Here is an 18,430-nt window from a genome sequence, read left to right as displayed (position 1 = left end):
GCTCGGGGCATGGCCCGCGGAGGTTGGTACTTCTGTTTGAAGCATCGGCAGGTGGAGCCCAAGTCGGGCTGCCGCGCCGCCGACCGGTTGGGCCCGTACCCGGACCAGCAGACCGCCGCTCGCGCGCTGGAGATAGCCGAGGAGCGCACCAAGGCGGCCGATGAGGCCGACCGCCGCTGGAAAGAAGAGGACTGAGTTCTCGTGGCGGCGGCGGAGAAGTCCCCGGACGGCGTCCGCGCTGTTCCTGCCGTTGTCGAACCCCGGCTGGGGCTGGACTTCGCCGCTGTCCGCCGCGAGCTGAACCTGCCCCGGGACTACCCGACCGGCGCGCTCGCCGAGGTCGAGCAGACCGTCGCCCAGCCGCTGCCCACCGGTGACCGCCACGACGCCGTCGAGCTGCCGCTGGTCACCGTGGACCCGCCGGGCGCCAAGGACCTCGACCAGGCCGTCCTGCTGCGGCGGCGGGGGAGCGGCTACCGCGTGCACTACGCGATCGCCGACGTCGCCGCGTTCGTCCCGCCCGGCGGTGAGCTGGACCGGGAGGCCCGGCGCCGCGGCCAGACGCTCTACCTGCCGGACGGCACGATCCCGCTGCACCCCACCCGGCTGTCCGAGGACGCCGCGAGCCTGCTGCCCGACCAGGTGCGCGCCGCGGTGCTGTGGACCATCGACCTGGACTCCGACGGATCACCGCAGCGCGTGGACCTGCGCCGGGCCTGGGTGCGCTCGGTGGCGCGGCTCGACTACGAGGGCGTGCACCGCTCGCTGGTGCAGGGCTGCGCCCACCCGTCGATCGACCTGCTGCCCGAGATCGGCAGGTTGCGCCGCGAGCAGGCGTTGCGGCGCGGCGCGATCGAGCTGGGCCTGCCCGAGCAGCAGGTGGAGTCCGACGGCAACGGCGGCTGGCGGCTGGCGCTGCGGCCCCGGCTGGTCGTGGAGGAGTGGAACGCCGAGATCTCGCTGCTCACCGGCATGTGCGCGGCCGAGATCATGCTGGAGGCGGGCGTGGGCATCCTGCGCACGGTGCCCGACCCGGACGCCGAGACCGTCGACCTGCTGCGCCGCTCGGCGAACCAGCTGGGAGTGCACTGGCCGGGGGATCTCTCGCCGGCGGAGGCGCTCGCCGAGCTCGACCCGGCCCGCCCGGAGGCGCTGGCGGTGCACGTCGCGGCGACCCGGCTGCTGCGCGGTGCCGGGTACACGGCGTTCGGCACCGGAGCGCCCGCCAGGTCCGGGCACGCCGGCATCGGCGCGTCCTACGCGCACGTCACCGCCCCGATCCGGCGCCTGGTCGACCGCTACAGCGCCGAGGTGTGCCTGGCGGTGACGGCGGGCCGCGAGATCCCCGAGTGGGTGCTGGAGGCGCTGGGCGAGCTGCCGTCGGCGATGGGCGGGTCGGACCGGACCGCCGCGCAGGTCGAGCGGACCTGCATCGCCCAGGCCCAGGCGTGGTCGCTGGAATCGCGGGTGGGCGAGGAGTTCCCGGCGACGGTGCTGCGCGTGCCCAACGGGGTCGCCGGTGAGGTCTTCGTCGCCGACCCGCCGATCATCGCCCGCTGCGCCGGCAGCGGCCTGGCCGAGGGCCAGCAGGTCACGGTGCGGCTGGTGACCGCGGACCCGCATCGCCGCGACGTCGGCTTCGAAGTGGCTTGACGCACACCTCGTGGCATTCTCGGGGCCACGGGTCGATTGTGGATCGTGGAAGTCGATGGCGACGAAAGGGGCCGTGAAGGTGACGAGCGTGCGCGAGATGACCGTCGGGGTGCTGGGCGGCACCGGAGCTCAGGGCCGGGGGCTGGCGATCCGCTGGGCCAAGGCCGGGCTGAAGGTCGTGATCGGGTCCCGCAACGCTGAGCGCGCGCAGCAGGCGGCCGACGAGATCAAGGAGATCGCGGGCGGCGACGTCACCGGCGCCGACAACGCGGGCTGCGCGTCGGCCTCGGACCTGGTGCTGGCCGCCCTGCCGTGGGAGGGGCACGCTGAGACGCTGAAGTCGCTGCAGACCGAGCTCGCGGGCAAGATCGTCATCGACTGCGTGAACCCGCTCGGCTTCGACAAGAAGGGCCCCTACGCGCTCCCGGTCGAGGAGGGCAGCGCCGCGCAGCAGGCCGAGCAGATCCTGCCGGACTCTCGGGTGACCGCCGCCTTCCACCACGTCTCCGCCGTCACCCTCGCCGACCTCGGCGTCGGTCACGTCGACCTCGACGTCCTGGTCCTCGGCGACGACCGCGAGGCCACCGACGTGGTCCGCGAGCTCGCCGACGTCATCCCCGGCGTCCGCGGCATCTACGGCGGACGCCTCCGCAACGCCCACCAGGTCGAGGCCTTCACCGCCAACCTCATCGCCATCAACCGCCGCTACAAGGCCCACGCAGGCCTCCGCATCACCGACGTCTGATCCCGACCCCCGACCACGCCGATAACGGATTACCGCCGTAATCCGTCACCCGATTACCGGAGTAATCCGTCCGGTGACCGCGTGGTGGACGGATTACTCCGGTATTCCGGTACCCGATTACGGCGGTATTCCGTCACCCGAATACTCCGGTATTCCGTCACCTGAGTGCGGCGGTGTTCCGGGTCGGGTGGTGGAGGAGGTGTGGTCGTGCGTCGGGTTCCACGCCTGAAAGTCCGGTCTCGGCGTGGGACGGTGGGGTCGGAGGTGGTGCGGGGTGCTGCCGGAGGAAGCCAGCTGTTGGAGCGATGACGAGCGGGAGCAGGCGGACGCGCTGCTCGACGGGCACGCCGTGGTGGTCAACGTCCGCAAGGACGGACCGCACAAGCACCTGGTCCCGTGGCTGGTCGACCAGGACCTGCTGACCTACGTCGGCCATTCGGGACCCAGGCACGGCTGGCCGCAGTCGGACTTCGCCAGCCCGTTCGTCTCCGAGGCCAAGACCGACCGGGAGGCGATGGTCCGCCACTACGAGCAGTGGCTCGACGACCAGCCCGACCTGGTGGGACGCCTCCGCGAAGGTGAGCTCGCGGGCCGGGCCCTGGGCTGCTGGTGCGCCCCGAAGCCCTGCCACGCCGACGTCCTCGCCGCCCGCGCCCACTGACGCGGGCACGACGAAGCCGGGACGCGCGAGGCACGTCCCGGCTTCTCGGTCGGTGATCAGTGGAAGGAGTGCTCCGGGCCGGGGAAGGTGCGGCCCTGGACCTCCGCGGCGAACTGCTCGGCCGCGCCGCCGAGGATCTTGCCGAGCTCGGCGTACTGCTTGACGAAGCGCGCGGTCCGGCCGGTGTTCATCCCGGCCATGTCGGTCCACACCAGCACCTGCGCGTCGGTGTCCGGGCCCGCGCCGATGCCGACGGTGGGGATGCGCAGCTCGTGGGTGACGCGCTTGGCCGCCTCGGCGGTGACCATCTCCAGCACCACCGCGAACGCGCCGGCCTCCTGCACGGCCAGGGCGTCGTCGAGGAGCTGATCGGCCTGGTCACCGCGGGCCTGCACCCGGTAGCCGCCGAGGCCGTGCTCGTGCTGCGGGGTGAAGCCGATGTGCGCCATCACCGGGATGCCCGAGGCGGTCAGCGCTTCGATCTGCGGGGCGAAGCGGCGCCCGCCCTCCAGCTTCACCGCGTGCGCGCGGCCCTCCTTCATGAACCGCGTCGCGGTCTCCACCGCCTGCTGCGGCGACGCCTGGTAGGAGCCGAACGGCAGGTCGGCGACCACCAGCGCGTGCTCCACCGAGCGCGTCACCGCGCGGGTCAGCACCAGCATCTCGTCCACGGATACCGGCAGCGAGGTGTCGTAGCCGTAGACGTTGTTGGCCGCCGAGTCGCCGACCAGCAGGACCGGGATGCCGGCCTGGTCGAAGATGCGGGCGCTGTACATGTCGTACGAGGTGAGCATCGGCCACGGCTCGCCGCGCTCCTTGAGCTGCTGGAGGTGGTGGATGCGCACCTTGCGACGGGTCGGCCCCGATCCGTAGGGGGCCGCGGTCTCGCCCTGGTCCTGGGCAGCAGTCATCGTTGACCGTCCTGTTCCCTCGAGGCCCGTGCGGGTCCCCGGGTAGTTGCGGATGGTTGCGATTCCAGCGTCGCACGACGGGCCCGGCGTGGCGACGAACCCGGACTCACATCACAGCCCCACGTGCCGGGCTCAGCCGAGCCAGGGCTGCGCGAACCGCTGGTAGGTGCCGTCGTGCCGGGCGATGTCGAGGTAGTGGTTCACCCACTGCTGGAACGCCACGTCGTCCTTGGGCAGCATGTAGGCCTTCTCGGCGAAGGTGAACGGCTGGTCCGGGTGCACCGAGCACAGCTCCGGGTGCTGCTTGGCCTGCCAGCGGGTCTCCGAGGAGTCGGTCATCATCAGGTCCGCGCGGCCGTCGATGATCTGCTGGAAGATCGTGTTGTTGTCCGGGTGCTCGACGATCGTGGCCTTCTTCAGGTTCTGCTCGGCGAACTTCTCGTTCGTCCCGCCCGGGTTGACCACCGCGCGCACGCCCGGCTGGTCGATCTGGTCCAGCGTCTGGAACCGGGCGACGTTCTCGCAGCGGGTGATCGGCGTCTTGCCGTCGACCCCGAACGTCGAGCTGAAGAACGCCTTCTGCGCCCGCTCCAGGGTCACCGACACCCCGCCGACGGCGATGTCGCAGCGCGCGGGGAAGTCGTCCATCAGCTTCTTCCAGCTGGTGGGCACGATCGTGGCGCGCACGCCGAGCTTCGCGGCCATGTCGTGGGCGACGTCGATGTCGATGCCGCTCCACGCGCCGTGCTCGTCGCGGTAGGTGAAGGGCCGGTAGTCGCCGGTGCTGCACACCCGCAGCTCGCCGCGCCGGACCACGTCTTGCAGCCGGTCCGGGGTGGGCTGCGGCGCGGGCGGGGGAGTCGCGCACCCCGCGGTCACCGCCGCGATCATCAACCCGACGCCCCACTTCACCCAGCGCATGTGCCCTCCCGATCTCCGTGCAGGACAAGACATATCCCGTCGTGAGCCGGAAAGCCAGCATCGGTGATGGAACGAACGGCGCGACCTCGCTCGATGTCACTCACCGCCGCGGAAGGCCCGGTAGGCGGGACGCAGCAGGTCGGTGACCGGGGTGCCGTCCACGGTCACCGGCAGCGGTTCCAGCTCGTCGATCACCGGGGTGCCCGGCGCCGGGACCTCCGGGGTGCGGGCGGGGGAGGGGCTGGTCCAGAAGTCGTGCAGGTGCTCCGACAGCGGCGCCTCGGCGGAGGTCTCCTCGGCGACGACCTGCTGGGTGCCGCGCAGCGTCCGCAACCGGTCCAGCAGCTCCTCGCGGCTGCGGCCGCGCCACGCCAGGATCTGGAACGGGTCCTCGTCGAACGACTCGGCCAGCAGGTAGCAGGTGGCGGCCAGGTGCTTGCAGGGGATCTCCCAGTCCGGGCACGAGCAGTCCATCGTCAGCTCGCGCATCGTCGACGGGAACAGCTCCAGCCCGAGCTCGGCGAACACCCCCTCCAGGTCGGTGGGCATCTCCCCGGCCAGCAGCTTCGCCGCGTACAGCGCTTGCCCCGCCAGCTCCCGCTCGATGTGCGCCCACTGCTGGGGGCTGAACGCCTTCACCCCGATCCGCGCCCGGTACGGCTCGGGGCGCGAGCCCTGCACCAGCCCGACCACGACGCTGGTCGACAGCGTCAGGTTCAGCACCTGCCCGGAGCGCGCGTACTTCTTGCCGCGCTGCAACCGGCCGCCCATGCCGAACGACTCGAGCACCTCGATGAACCGCTGCGACCACCAGGTCTGGGCGATCGACCCGCGCTTGCTGCGCGCCTTGATGCCGCCCTCGACCCGGATCGGGCCGCGGTGGTCGAACTTCCACTGCTCAGGCACCGATCGCCTCCGCGTCGAGGGTGACCAGCTCGCGCAGCTGCTGGGTGGACAGCTCGGTCAGCCAGTTCTCGCCGCTGCCGACCACCAGCTGCGCGAGCGCCTTCTTGTCCTCGATCATCCGGTCGATCTTCTCCTCCAGGGTCCCGATGCAGGTCAGCTTGCGGACCTGCACGTCCCGGCGCTGGCCGATGCGGAACGCCCGGTCGGTGGCCTGGTCCTCCACCGCCGGGTTCCACCAGCGGTCGAGGTGGATGACGTGGTTGGCGGCGGTCAGCGTCAGCCCGGTGCCGCCGGCCTTGAGCGAGAGCAGGAAGATCCGCGGCCCGTCGGGGTCCTGGAAGCGCCGCACCATCGCGTCGCGCTCCTTCTTCGACGTCCCGCCGTGCAGGAACGGCACCTCGGTGTCGAAGCGCGCCGACAGGTGCGGCACCAGATGCCCGCCGAACTCGGCGAACTGGGTGAACACCAGCGCCTTGTCGCCCTCGGCCAGCACCGAGTCCAGCAGCTCCTCCAGCCGCGCGAGCTTGCCGGAGCGCCCGGCCAGCGCCGAACCGTCGCCGAGCAGCTGGGCGGGGTGGTTGCAGACCTGCTTGAGCTTGGACATCGTCGCCAGCACCAGGCCGCGGCGCTCCATGCCCTCGCTGTCGGCGATGCGCGCCAGCATGTCGTCCACCACCGCCTGGTACAGCGTGGCCTGCTCGGTGGTGAGGTTGCACAGCTGCTTCATCTCGAACTTGTCGGGCAGGTCCGAGATGACCGACGGGTCGGTCTTGACCCGCCGCAGCACGAACGGGCCGGTGACCCGGCGCAGCCGCGCCGCCGCGTCGGTGTCGCCGTCGCGCTCCACCGGAACCGCGTAGCGCGCGCGAAAAGTGCTGAGAGAACCCAGGATTCCCGGATTCGCGAAGTCCATGACGGACCACAGCTCGGCCAGCCGGTTCTCCACCGGGGTGCCGGTCAGCGCGAGCCGCTGCCGCGCCGACAGGCCGCGAACGGCCTTGGCCTGGCGGGAATTGCTGTTCTTGATGTTCTGCGCCTCGTCGAGGACCACGCGCTCCCAGCGGATCTCGCGCAGCGCCTCGGAATCGCGCGCGGCCAGCGGGTAGGTGGTGATCACCAGGTCGTAGCGCTCCACCTCGTCGCGCAGGTCGTCGCCGCTGAGCCGCCCGCCGCCGTGGTGGACGTGCACCCGCAGTCCCGGGGCGAAGCGCTCGGCCTCCCGCTGCCAGTTGCCGACCACCGACATCGGGCACACCAGCAGCGTCGGCGGCCGCGGTTCCTCGGCTCGGGTGAGCGCCTCCAGCGCGAGCAGCTGCACGGTCTTGCCCAGACCCATGTCGTCGGCGAGGCATCCGCCCAGGCCCAGGCGGCTCAGGAACGTCAGCCACGCCAGCCCGCGCCGCTGGTAGGGCCGCAGCGTCGCGCCGAAACCGGCGGGCGGGTCGACGGGTTCGAGGTGCTGATCGGCCTGGCCGGACAGCAGGTCGCCGAGCCAGCCGGTGGCGTTGACCTCCACCACCGGCAGCGGCTGCTCCTCGCCCTCGCCGCCGGCCTGCTTGATCAGGTCCAGGGCGGTCATCCGGCCGGTCGCGTCCTGCTCCAGCATCGCCAGGCCCGCCGCGAGCCGCTTGCGGTCGACCTGCACCCAGCGGCCGCGCATCCGCACCAGCGGGACCTTCGCGGCCGCCAGCTCGGCGAGCTCCTCCTTCGACAGGGTCTCGTTGCCCAGCGCCAGTTCCCACCGGTAGTCGATCAGCGCGTTGCGGTCGATGCCGGATTCCTTGGTGACAGCACCTGCCGTCCCGGTGCTGGTGGCGTTGAGCTTGAGCCCCAGTTCCCGCTGGCTGCGACCCCACCAGGACGGCAGCAGGACCGCGAACCCGGCCTGGTCGAGGTGGGCGGCGCGGTTGAGGAACTCGTAGGCGCCCTCGGTGTCGAGCACCAGCTCGCTCGGGTGCGAGGTGCGCAGCGCCGCGTCGAGCTCCGGGCAGATCCGGCTCGCCCGGCCGAGCTCGGCGAGCAGCAGCTCCTGCGGTTGATCCACCCAGCGGTTCAGCACCCGGGTGTTGTCGGCCCACACGTCCTGCGCGGAGACCAGCACGCCCGGGTCGTCGACGGACTGCAGCAGGAACTCCACGATCCAGTCCGGGTCGTCGTCCTCGGGCGCGTGCAGCCGGAAGCAGGTGCGCAGCGGGCTCTGCCCGGGAACGCCGGTGTGCCAGGTCTCCAGCTGCCGGGCGAGCGAGCGGAGCTGGCCGCGGTCGCCGTCGAAGTGCGGCTCGCCGGTCAGGGCGTTGAGCCAGGCGGCGGTGGCGTCGCCGGCCGGGGCGAGCTCGTGGGTGAGCCTGTTGCGGGCGAGGTCGTCGACGAGCGCGTTGAACGCCGTGCGCAGGACGTCCTCGGGCGGGTCGTCGGCGGCGGCCGCGCGCAGGGCGTGCGGCATGGCGTCGCGCAGGGCGACGAAGCGGGCGGAGTCCGAGCCGGACAGCGCGGGTGTCCAGCGCGCGGTGGGCCGGTCGTCCTCGAAGAGCAGCGACGGCAGGACGCGGCCGTCGGTGACCAGCGAGGCGGCGAGGTCGGCGAGCTGGGCCAGGAACCGGGCGTCCGACCCGAAGCGGCATTCGGGCAGGTCGGCGGCCAGGAGGTCGGGGAGGTCGGCGGGCCGGATCACCAGCGCGGGCACCGTCCAGCGCCGCAACCGCAGCTTGCCGCGCGGCGCGGCCCCGGCGGTCAGCGGGTCGCGCACCAGCTCCGGGGAGCCGACCGGCGCGGAGGCGAAGGAGGGCAGCGCCAGCGCGACGTCGTCGACCGCACCGTCAACGGGCACGGCCTCCCGCAGCGCCTCTCCCGACGCGGCGAACGGGTGCGGCAGCACGCCCGCGGGCGCCCGCCCCGGCACGCGCGCGGGCAGCCCGGAGTCCTCGGCCCACACCAGCACCCGGCCCCGGGCGTCGCACAACGCGTGCACCACCAGCACAACCGGCCCCCACTACGCACCGCGACGACGAACCACCCGACGAAACCCCGCCGAGTCTAGGCGCGCCGCCCCGGCGGGTGTTCCGGCCGCCTCGGCGCCCTCCGTCGTGCCGGGCACCGGGAGCAGGACAGTTTTAGTCCAAATTGCGGCCACTTGATGCCCGAAATGTCCGGACAGTTATGGCTAAAACTGTCCCCTGGTGACGCACGCACCCACCGGAACGGCTCAGGGGGCGACCTCGTGCCAGCGGTTCGTGATGGGCAGACGGCGGTCGCGGCCGAAGGCCTTGAACGTGATCTTCGTGCCCGGCGGGTACTGGCGGCGCTTGAACTCCGCCTTGTCCACCATCCGCAGCACCCGCTCCACCAGCTCCGCGTCGAAACCGTCCGACACCAGGTCCTGGTAGCCCTTGTCGCCCTCGACGTACCCGTCGATGACCACGTCCAGCACGTCGTACTCGGGCAGCGAGTCCTGATCCGTCTGATCCGGCCGCAGCTCCGCCGACGGGACCTTGCTGATCGAGTTCTCCGGGATCGGCGCCACCTCGCCGCGCTTCTCCGCGGCGTCGTTGCGCCACCGCGCCAGCTTCCACACCAGCGTCTTCGGCACGTCCTTGATCGGCGCGAACGCGCCCACCGCGTCGCCGTAGATCGTCGAGTACCCCACCGCCAGCTCGGTCTTGTTGCCGGTCGCCAGCACCAGGTGCCCGTGCTGGTTCGACAGCGCCATGAGCAGCACGCCGCGCACCCGGGCCTGCACGTTCTCCTCGGCGAGACCGGTCAGCTCCAGCTGCCGCACGTAGGTGTCGACCATGTCGGCCACCGCGTGCGTCTCGAAGTGGCAGCCCAGCCGCTGCGCCAGCTCGGCGGCGTCCGAGCGCGAGTGCTCCGAGGAGTACACCGACGGCATCGACACGCCGTACACCGAATCCGGGCCCAGCGCGTCGACCGCCAGCGCGGCGCACACCGCCGAGTCGATGCCGCCGGAGAACCCGAACGTCACCGTCCGCGCGCCGTTCTTGTGCACGTAGTCGCGCAGCCCGGTGACCAGCGCGGCCCACACCTCGGCCTCGTCCGACAGCGGCTCGGCCGGCGCGGGCAGCGGGCGCGGCTCGAAGTCCGGCAGCGGCTCCGGCTGCAGCACGATGCGGTGCACGTCGAACGCCGGCATCCGGATCGGGCCCGGCTCGGCCGGAACGGTCGTCGAGGTGTGCCCGCCCGCGGTCAGCTCCAGGTCGGCGACCAGCAGGTTCTCCGCGAACTGCGGGCCGCGGGCGATGATCCGGCCCTCGGCGTCGGCGATCAGCGAGTCGCCGTCGAACACCAGCTCGTCCTGCGCGCCCACCAGGTTCACGTACGCCAGCGGCGCCCCGGCCTCCACCGCGCGGCGCGACACCAGCGGCACCCGCTGGTCGTCCTTGGACCGCTCGTACGGCGAGGCGTTGATGCACACGACCATGTCCACGCCGACCTTGCCCAGCGCCGCCACCGGACCGCCGTTCTGCCAGATGTCCTCGCAGATCACCACGCCGACGTCCACGCCGTGCAGCTTGACGATCGGCAGGTCGAAGCCGGGCGCGAAGTTGCGGGCCTCGTCGAACACGCCGTAGTTCGGCAGGTGGTGCTTGTTGTAGGTGGCCACGACCTCGCCGCCGTAGAGCAGCGACGCGGAGTTGCGCGGTCCCTCGTCGTCGCGGCCCAGGTGCCCGACGATGACCAGCGCGTCACCGCAGCCCTCGGCCTGCAGGTCCAGCGCCAGCCGCTCCAGCGCCTCCCGGTTGGCGGCGGCGAACGACTTGCGCAGCGTCAGGTCCTCGATCGGGTAACCCGACAGCGTCATCTCCGGGAACGCCACCACGTGGGCACCGTCCTGCACAGCGCGCCGGGTCCAGTCCAGGACCAGCGAGCTGTTGCCGACGATGTCGCCGACACACGTGTTGACCTGTGCGAGTGCGATCCGCAGCTGGGGCATGCGCCCATCTTCGCGCACCCACCCAGGTGGTGTGCCCCAGCCCGACGTGAATCACACGGGCACGTTCATGTCAGGATCACCGAATGGCCCGCCCACTTCGAGCGCTGACCGCGTTGGCCCTGCTCGTGCTGGCCGCCGCAGGCTGCGGCGCCCCGAGCACCCAGCCCCTGCAGCCGCACGCCGAGCGCAAGGGGCCGGTCGGCCCGATCCCCACCGGCATGGACCGGTTCTACGGCCAGGAGATCGACTGGGGCCGCTGCTCCGACTACGCGACCTCCTCGGCCGACCGGACCGCGTTCCAGGACCCGGGCCTGGAGTGCGCGCGGCTGGAGGTGCCGATGGACTACGCGCACCCCGACGGCAAGACCATCCGGATCGGTGTCCTGCGCAAACCGGCCTCGGACCCGCAGGCGCGCATCGGCGCCCTGACGATCAACCCGGGCGGACCGGGCGCCTCCGGCATGAGCGCGGCGGCGGGCCTGGCGGGCAGCGTCGCCAACACCGAGCTGGGGGAGCGCTTCGACCTGGTCGGGTTCGACCCGCGCGGCATCGGCGCCTCCGAACCGGCGGTGCGCTGCCTGACCGACCCCGAGCGCGACGCCGAACGCCTCGACTCCGACGCCGACACGTCACCGTCCGGTGTGGCCGAGTCCGAGCAGGAGGAGCGCGACTACGCCGCCAAGTGCGCCGAGCGCACCGGCGTGGACATGCTCGCCAACATCGGAACCCGGGACGTCGTGCGGGATCTGGACGTGCTGCGCTCCGCGCTCGGCGAGCCGAAGCTGAACTACCTCGGCTACTCCTACGGCACCCGGATCGGTTCGGAGTACGCCGAGAGTTTCCCCGGCAACGTCCGCGCGATGATCCTCGACGGCGCCATCGACCCCGGACAGACCACAGTGGACGCGCTGGTCGCCCAGGGCGCCGGGTTCCAGCGGGCCTTCGACGACTTCGCCGCCTGGTGCGCCGACCAGTCGCAGTGCGCCCTGGGCGACGACCCGAAGCAGGCGGTCCACCGGTTCCAGCAGCTCACCCGACCGCTGGTCGACCACCCGGTGCAGGCCGGTTACGGCCGCGAGCTGTCCTATTCGGACGCCACGATGGCCGCGATCCAGGCGCTCTACGCGCCGTCGCTGTGGCAGGCCCTCGACACCGGTCTCGCCGAGCTCCAGCAGGGCCGCGGCCAGACCCTGCTGAGCCTCGCCGACAGCTACTTCGGCCGCGAGGCCGACGGCCGCTACACCAACACCACCGACGCGTTCGACGCGATCCACTGCGTCGACGACAAGCGCGTGCTGGACCCGGAGGAGGTGCGGGCCGCCGACCGCCGCTACCGCGAGGCCGCCCCGTTCCTCGACGACGGCAACCCGCCGAGCTCGGCCCGCGACATGTGCGCCTTCTGGCCGGTGCCGGTCACCGGCGAGCCGACCCAGCCGCAGGTCGGGGAGCTGCCGCCGGTGCTGGTCATCTCCACCACCGCCGACCCGGCCACCCCGTACCAGGCGGGCGTGCAGCTGGCCCAGGCCCTGCACGGCAGGCTGCTGACCTACGAGGGCACCCAGCACACGGTGTTCCTGCAGGGCGTGAGCTGCGTCGACGACGCGGGCACCCAGTACCTCGTGGACCTGCGGGTCCCGGAGGACGGAACCCGCTGCACGGGCTGATCGCCCCCTGGGCCGGCGGTCGTCGCGGCCGGGTCCGGGTAAACGCCTCGGCACCGGCCGGTTACCGGCCACGCCGATCACCCCGAGCACGAGGCCAGGAAGTTAGAGTGCGGGGCATGAACCGCCAGCAGGAGTTTGTGCTCCGCACCCTGGAGGAACGTGACATCCGCTTCGTGCGGCTGTGGTTCACCGACGTCCTCGGCATGCTCAAATCGGTGGCGATCTCGCCCGCCGAACTGGAGGGCGCCTTCGCCGAGGGCATCGGGTTCGACGGCTCGGCGATCGAGGGCTTCGCCCGGGTCTACGAGTCCGACATGGTCGCCAAGCCCGATCCGAGCACGTTCCAAGTGCTGCCCTGGGAAACCGCCGACGGCGAGCACTACTCGGCCCGGATGTTCTGCGACATCCAGATGCCCGACGGTTCGCCCTGCTGGTCCGACCCGCGACACGTGCTGCGCCGGACCCTGGCGCGCGCCACCGAATCCGGCTTCACCTGCTACGTGCACCCCGAGATCGAGTTCTTCCTGCTCAAGGGGCTGCCCGGCGACGGCAGCGAGCCCGAGCCCGCCGACTCCGGCGGCTACTTCGACCAGTCCAGCCACGACGCCGCCCCGCACTTCCGGCGCAACGCCATCGAGACCCTCGAAGCCATGGGCATCTCGGTGGAGTTCAGCCACCACGAGGGCGCGCCCGGCCAGCAGGAGATCGACCTGCGCTACGCCGACGCGCTCACCATGGCCGACAACGTCATGACGTTCCGGTACGTGGTCAAGGAGGTCGCGATCACCCAGGGCGTGCGCGCCTCGTTCATGCCCAAGCCCTTCAGCGCCCAGCCCGGCTCGGGCATGCACACCCACTTCAGCCTCTTCGAGGGCGACCAGAACGCCTTCTACCACCCCGAGGACCCCTACGAGCTGTCCGAGACCGGCCGGGCGTTCCTCGCGGGCATCCTGCACCACGCGCGCGAGATCAGCGCCGTGACCAACCAATGGGTGAACTCCTACAAGCGGCTCGTCGTCGGCGGCGAAGCGCCGACCGCGGTCTGCTGGGGCCACGCCAACCGGTCCGCGCTGGTCAGAGTGCCGATGTACTCGCCGGGCAAGTCCTCGTCGCGCCGCGTCGAGGTCCGCAACCCCGACTCCGCCTGCAACCCGTACCTGGCCTACGCGGTGATCCTCGCCGCCGGTCTGCGCGGGGTGGAGAAGGGCTACGAGCTCCCGCCGGCCACCGAGGACGACGTCTGGAGCCTCACCGAGCACGAGCGCAAGGCCGCCGGCTACGCCAACCTGCCGCAAAACCTCACCGAGGCGCTCGGCGAGATGGAGAACTCCGAGCTGGTCGCGGAAACCCTCGGCGAGGAGGTGTTCAACTTCTTCCTGCGCAACAAGCGCGAGGAGTGGAACAACTACCGAAGCCGCGTCACTCCCTACGAGCTGTCCTCGATGCTCCCGGTGCTGTGAGAACAACTCCGTGGTCCTTCCGCTTTTGGCGGAGGGGCCACGGAGTTCTCCTGGGGTCCGTGGGGCGATAGGTTGCGGGCGTGACTGATTCGCAGCCGCATCCCGAGTCGGACGAGACGCGCTCCGGCGAGACCGCCGTCGAGCTGCAGTCGGGCGTTCTGGAGCAGTCGTCCGCGTCGCTGGAACCGGAGTGGCCCGCCGAGCAGCCGGCCGCCGCCCAGCAGTCCTCCTTAACGCTGCTCGGCTGCACCGTGGCCTGCCGCGATCAGCTCCCGGCCGCGCGCGTGCTGCGCACGACCTTCCGCAAGCACCACCCGGGCGCCGGTTTCGTGCTGCTGCTCGTCGACGAGCCCGCCGCCGCGCGGGACGAGCCCGACGCCCTGTCGATCGCCGACATCGGCGTCGACCCGCAGGAGTTCGCCCGCCTGGCCATCGGCTGCACCGCTGAGCAGCTCCGCGGCGTGCTGCGCCCGCGCCTGCTCAAGCACCTGCTGCGCTCGGGCTCGACCGTCGTGCACTTCGAACCGTGGGTGCAGATCTTCGGTTCCTTCGACGACCTGCTCACCGGCCTCACCGCCGAACGCCCGGTGGCCCTGGTGCCGCGGGTGCTGCACCCGCTGGCCGCCGACGGGCTCCGCCCCGGCCCCGCCGACCTCGCCGAATCCGGCACCTTCGACACCAGCGCCTTCGCCGTCCGGCCCGGCGCCGAGGACCTGCTCTCCACCTGGATCGAGCAGCTGCGCGCCGATCCGACGATGACCGCTCCGGTCCTCGACGGCGCTCCCGCCCTCGTCGACCACCAGGTCATCCGCGATCCCGGCGTGGGCCTGTCGGTGTTCAACGCCGCGCAGCGCGAACTCGACCTCGCCGACGGCGAGCACCGCGTGGACGGCGCGGCGCTGCGCAGCGTGCACTTCGACGGTTTCCAGCCGCAGCGCCCGTGGCTGCTCTCGGCCGACTACGCCGACAACCCGCGGCTGCTGCTGTCGGAGAACCCGGTGCTGGCGGGACTGTGCGCGAACTACCGCAACGCGCTGGTCGACGCCGGCTACAGCCGCGAACAACCGCACCCCTTCGACGCCCTCGCCGACGGCGTGCGCCTGCCCGACGGGCTGCGCCGCCAGTACCTGCGGGCCTGGCTCCGCGACGACGCGCCGCCGAGCCCGTTCGAACCCGACGGCGCCGTCCCGTTCCAGGAGTGGGCCTGCGCCCCGGCCGACGAGCGGCAGCGCACCTCGGGCGGTTCCCGCTGGACAGCGGCGGTCTGGGAGGACGACGAGCTGCTGCGCCGCGACTACCCCGACCCGTTCGGGGCGGACGCCGAGGCCTTCCACGAGTGGTGCGCGGGCGTCGGCGTGGCCAGCGGCCGCGTGCCCGCCGAGGCCGTGCACCGCAGGACCGGCGGCGACCTGGCCCTCGTCGACCAGCTGGGCGTCGCGGTGCTCGGCAGCGGCCCGCTCGCCGACCTGATGCGCACCGCGGTCGGCGCCTCCGGCCTGCCCTCGGCCGACACCGCCTACTACCCGGTGGTGCTGCGCTGCTCACCCGGTCTCGCCGTTCCCGCAGGTCGCTACGTCATCGACGTGCACACCGGGGGAGGGGGCGACGCCGACGCCGCCGAGACCTGGGTGCTGTCGGAGAGCAGCCGCAGCGCCGTGCGCCGCACCGGCACCCGGACGCGCGTGGTCACCCTGCCCGCGCCGGAGCGCGAGCCCATCGACCTGCCGACCCGCAAGGGCGCCCGCGCGCGGTTCGAGCTCTCGGAGGAGTTCGTCCTCGCCGCTCACGTCGACCACGCCGCCGAGCGCGCCGACAACGCCCTCGGCCTGGTCTCCGCGTTCCTCACCGCCTTCGCCGACCGCGACGACGTGCGGCTGCTGGTGGGCGTGACCGGCGCGTCCCGCCACCCGGAGGCCGCGGAACGTCTCCGCCTGGCCACCGCCTCGGACACCCGGATCAGGCTCGTCGAAACCGACGTCGACCTGCACAAGCTGCTCGCCGCGGCGGACTGCTTCATCTCGCTGCACCGCGGCGATGCGGGCGACGAGCACGCGCTGCGCCTGCTGGAGGTCGCCGCCCACGGGGTGCCGGTCATCGCAGGTGAGCACGGTGCCGTCGCCGAACTTCTCGGCGCCCAGTGCGCGCGTCTCGTGCCCTGCCAGGGCGCCGGGGAACCAAACGTCGAGGCCGCCGCCGAGATCATCCGCGCCGCCGCCGACGACCCCGAGGGGACCGCGGCCTTCGGCGTCGCCGCCCGGGAAACGCTGCTGGGCACCCACACCGTCGCGCGCGCGGGCGCCCGCCTGCGCGAACGGGTCGAGCACGCCTACCGCAACTGGCGCACCAAGTGGGCGGGGGACAAGCACGGCCAGTTCGACGACCCGCTGCGGCCGCTGCTGGTCGCCCGGCACGCCCTGCACCGGGCCCCGGACGTCGGCCAGAGCGGCAGCAACTCGATCGCTCCCGCCCTGCGCAAGGCCGTGCTGCGCGCGCTGAGCCACTACGACGACCACATCCGCGACGTGCTCCGCGCCCTGGTCGACGGCGTTGAGCAGACCGCCGGTGAACTGCTGCGCCGCCAGTACGAGGCCGACGGGGACGGCGACGTCGAGTCGATGCGCGCCGAGCTCGCGCAGCTGCTCCGCCGCCAGGACCAGTTCGGCGCCCAGCTGGTCGGCACCGACGACGGTCTGGTCCGCGCCCGCGCCGACCTCGCCGACCAGCACCGCAGGCTCCGCCGGCTGGAGGAGTCGGGCGTCCCGGTCGACGCGAGCGGCGCGGATCAGCGCGTCGACGCCCTCGCCGAGCGGATGGACGGGCTGACCGGTGCCCTGGAGAAGGTGCTCGACCGGATGGACGCGATGGAGGCGCGCCAGCCCGACCGCGACCTCGAAGCCGGTGTCCGCAGCGCGGCAGGCGACGCGGCCAGCGCCCTGCAGCGCACCGACGTCCTGCAGCGGATCCTGCTGCGCGAGCACGAGCGCGCCACCGGCGGCGGGGACGGCACCACCACACCGGTGCTCTGCGACGCGGGTCTGCTGCGGCTGCCCGCCGACGACCCGCTGATGCTGCCGTGGCTGTCGTCGAACCCGACCTGGGACGCGGAGGTCTCCGCGCTCATCGACTCGCTGCTGGAACCGGACGGGGTGTTCCTCGACGTGGGCGCCTACGTCGGGTACCAGACCGTGCGGGTGCTGAGCAGGCTCGGCAACAGCGGCGCGGTCGTCGCGGTGGAGCCCAGCACGCAGGCCCGCGCCCTGCTCAAGCACAACGTCGAGATGAACGTGCCCTCGGCCTGGGCGCACCGGCTGCTGCTCATCGAGGGCGCGGCCTGGGACGGTCCGGGCGAGCTGGCGGGCGAGTCCGCACTCGCCGGCGGCGTGTCGGTCAGCCCGATCGCGCCGGACGCCGAGGAGGAGCCGCCGGAGAAGGTCCCGGCGTTCCGGCTCGACAAGGAGCTGGAGAACCACGCCTCGCTGGAGAACCTCAAGCTCTCGGTGGTGCACGTCGACGTCGGCGGGCGGGTGCACCGGGTGCTCGGCGGGCTGGTCCGGATGCTGCGCCGCGATCGTCCCTCGATCGTGTGCTCGTTCACACCGGACGCGATCAGCGCCCTCGGCGATGATCCGGCGGCTGCTCTGCGTGAGTTCGGCACGTGGGGCTACGAGCTCGTCCCGGTCGGCCGCAACCGTCCGGTCGAGGCCTCTGACCTGCTGGAAGCCATCAAGTCGGCGGGTGCGGGCAGCACCGTGCGGCTCTGGCTGCGGCCCAAGCAGAAGTGATCGACTTTGGGCCGAACGGGTGGCGTCAAGGCCTGAGCAGGCGATTTGACTTTGACGCAGAGTGTGCGTAACTTTCTCTTCGTCGCACGGAAAGCCGAACGACGCGAAGCACTCGCGGCGAACGGCACCGGGAGCGCCGCGAAGCTCCGGACTTCGGTTCGGACCACCGCGACAGCGCAGACCGGTTCGGGGCGGGCGGGTTTGACACCGCGAAGCGCACCGGGTAACGTAAGGCGGTCGCTGGAAGTAGCGAGGGCTTCGGCCCGAACTCATCCGGCAGTTGATAACTCGAATACAGGCTCGCTCTTCCGGCGAGATCGCAAAGGGGACCCCCCTGAAAGCGCCGAAATGAGGGCCTGCTAGAGTAATCAACACAAGAACGAGGAAATGACTCCCCGGATCTTGCGGCCCAGAAAAGGGCGGTAAGAGAAGGTGTGGGTGTGTTCTTTGAGAACTCAACAGTGGACTGTTTTGGTTAGTGTTCTTTTATGCCCCTAACCAACTGGGCGCGAGTGATCGTGTCTTGGTGGTTGGTGGTTTCTTTGAGTATCACGCTCCGACCTTTGGGTTGTTGAGTGTGTGCTGGGATTGTTTCAACAAGGCATTGTTGGAGAGTTTGATCCTGGCTCAGGACGAACGCTGGCGGCGTGCTTAACACATGCAAGTCGAACGATGAAGCCGCTTCGGTGGTGGATTAGTGGCGAACGGGTGAGTAACACGTGGGTAATCTGCCCTGCACTCTGGGATAAGCCTTGGAAACGGGGTCTAATACCGGATAT

12 protein-coding genes and 1 rRNA gene are annotated in these 18,430 nt (G+C 71.6%); 8 read left to right on the top strand and 5 right to left on the bottom strand.

The features are described 5' to 3' along the window. The first annotated feature begins 9 nt into the window (after nucleotides 1-9). The 4 genes from BM424_RS20835 to BM424_RS20820 all read left to right on the top strand — a co-directional run bounded on the left by BM424_RS20835 (nucleotide 10) and on the right by BM424_RS20820 (nucleotide 3,059). Nucleotides 10-195, top strand: coding sequence for a hypothetical protein (locus tag BM424_RS20835; protein WP_093420750.1), 186 nt, complete (start codon nucleotides 10-12; stop codon nucleotides 193-195). Nucleotides 196-201: 6 nt separating this feature from the next. Continuing rightward, entirely contained in the window at nucleotides 202-1,653 is a 1,452-nt protein-coding gene (locus BM424_RS20830; protein WP_093420747.1) for an RNB domain-containing ribonuclease, read from the top strand. Nucleotides 1,654-1,732: 79 nt separating this feature from the next. After that, the gene (gene npdG / locus BM424_RS20825) at nucleotides 1,733-2,398 is read left to right on the top strand and encodes an NADPH-dependent F420 reductase (protein WP_217649794.1); all 666 of its coding nucleotides are present in this window, start codon (nucleotides 1,733-1,735) and stop codon (nucleotides 2,396-2,398) included. A gap of 274 nt (nucleotides 2,399-2,672) precedes the next feature. Then, entirely contained in the window at nucleotides 2,673-3,059 is a 387-nt protein-coding gene (locus BM424_RS20820) for a DUF4326 domain-containing protein (protein ID WP_093420742.1), read from the top strand. A gap of 56 nt (nucleotides 3,060-3,115) precedes the next feature. Here the strand turns inward: BM424_RS20820 and panB are convergent, their stop codons facing one another. From panB to BM424_RS20795, 5 genes are all read right to left on the bottom strand, one after another. Next, a complete protein-coding gene (gene panB / locus BM424_RS20815; protein WP_093420739.1) occupies nucleotides 3,116-3,970 on the bottom strand; it encodes a 3-methyl-2-oxobutanoate hydroxymethyltransferase in 855 nt (284 codons plus the stop codon). A 132-nt stretch (nucleotides 3,971-4,102) separates the two neighbouring features. Continuing rightward, entirely contained in the window at nucleotides 4,103-4,891 is a 789-nt protein-coding gene (locus tag BM424_RS20810; RefSeq protein WP_093420737.1) for a transporter substrate-binding domain-containing protein, read from the bottom strand. A 96-nt stretch (nucleotides 4,892-4,987) separates the two neighbouring features. Beyond that, the gene (locus tag BM424_RS20805; protein ID WP_093420734.1) at nucleotides 4,988-5,797 is read right to left on the bottom strand and encodes an SWIM zinc finger family protein; all 810 of its coding nucleotides are present in this window, start codon (nucleotides 5,795-5,797) and stop codon (nucleotides 4,988-4,990) included. After that, on the bottom strand, nucleotides 5,790-8,774 hold the full coding sequence (locus BM424_RS20800) for a DEAD/DEAH box helicase (protein ID WP_093420732.1): 2,985 nt from the start codon (nucleotides 8,772-8,774) through the stop codon (nucleotides 5,790-5,792). The genes BM424_RS20805 and BM424_RS20800 overlap by 8 nt, the downstream gene beginning before the upstream one ends. A 225-nt stretch (nucleotides 8,775-8,999) precedes the next feature. Beyond that, nucleotides 9,000-10,745 carry an NAD+ synthase gene (locus tag BM424_RS20795; protein WP_093420729.1) on the bottom strand — a complete coding sequence of 582 codons (1,746 nt, stop codon included), beginning with the start codon at nucleotides 10,743-10,745 and terminating at the stop codon, nucleotides 9,000-9,002. A gap of 83 nt (nucleotides 10,746-10,828) precedes the next feature. Between BM424_RS20795 and BM424_RS20790 the strand changes: the two genes are divergently transcribed. From BM424_RS20790 to BM424_RS20775, 4 genes are all read left to right on the top strand, one after another. After that, on the top strand, nucleotides 10,829-12,409 hold the full coding sequence (locus BM424_RS20790; protein ID WP_093420727.1) for an alpha/beta hydrolase: 1,581 nt from the start codon (nucleotides 10,829-10,831) through the stop codon (nucleotides 12,407-12,409). Between the two features lie 116 nt (nucleotides 12,410-12,525). Beyond that, nucleotides 12,526-13,869, top strand: coding sequence for a glutamine synthetase family protein (locus BM424_RS20785; RefSeq protein ID WP_093420724.1), 1,344 nt, complete (start codon nucleotides 12,526-12,528; stop codon nucleotides 13,867-13,869). 80 nt (nucleotides 13,870-13,949) lie between these two features. Next, complete coding sequence (locus BM424_RS20780) at nucleotides 13,950-17,651, top strand: FkbM family methyltransferase (RefSeq protein ID WP_093420721.1); 3,702 nt, start codon at nucleotides 13,950-13,952, stop codon at nucleotides 17,649-17,651. A 604-nt stretch (nucleotides 17,652-18,255) separates the two neighbouring features. Then, nucleotides 18,256-18,430, top strand: a 16S ribosomal RNA gene (locus tag BM424_RS20775); the annotation flags it as partial.

The organism is Saccharopolyspora flava (assembly GCF_900116135.1).
Taxonomy (GTDB): Bacteria; Actinomycetota; Actinomycetes; order Mycobacteriales; family Pseudonocardiaceae; genus Saccharopolyspora; species Saccharopolyspora flava.
This window is presented reverse-complemented; position numbering and strand designations above follow the sequence as displayed.

Coding starts and splice junctions, on each gene's coding strand:
- BM424_RS20785 (WP_093420724.1), top strand. CDS start 12,526: ATGAACCGCCAGCAGGAGTTTGTGCTCCGCACCCTGGAGGAACGTGAC.
- BM424_RS20835 (WP_093420750.1), top strand. CDS start 10: ATGGCCCGCGGAGGTTGGTACTTCTGTTTGAAGCATCGGCAGGTGGAG.
- BM424_RS20795 (WP_093420729.1), bottom strand. CDS start 10,745: ATGCCCCAGCTGCGGATCGCACTCGCACAGGTCAACACGTGTGTCGGC.
- BM424_RS20810 (WP_093420737.1), bottom strand. CDS start 4,891: ATGCGCTGGGTGAAGTGGGGCGTCGGGTTGATGATCGCGGCGGTGACC.
- BM424_RS20790 (WP_093420727.1), top strand. CDS start 10,829: ATGGCCCGCCCACTTCGAGCGCTGACCGCGTTGGCCCTGCTCGTGCTG.
- panB (WP_093420739.1), bottom strand. CDS start 3,970: ATGACTGCTGCCCAGGACCAGGGCGAGACCGCGGCCCCCTACGGATCG.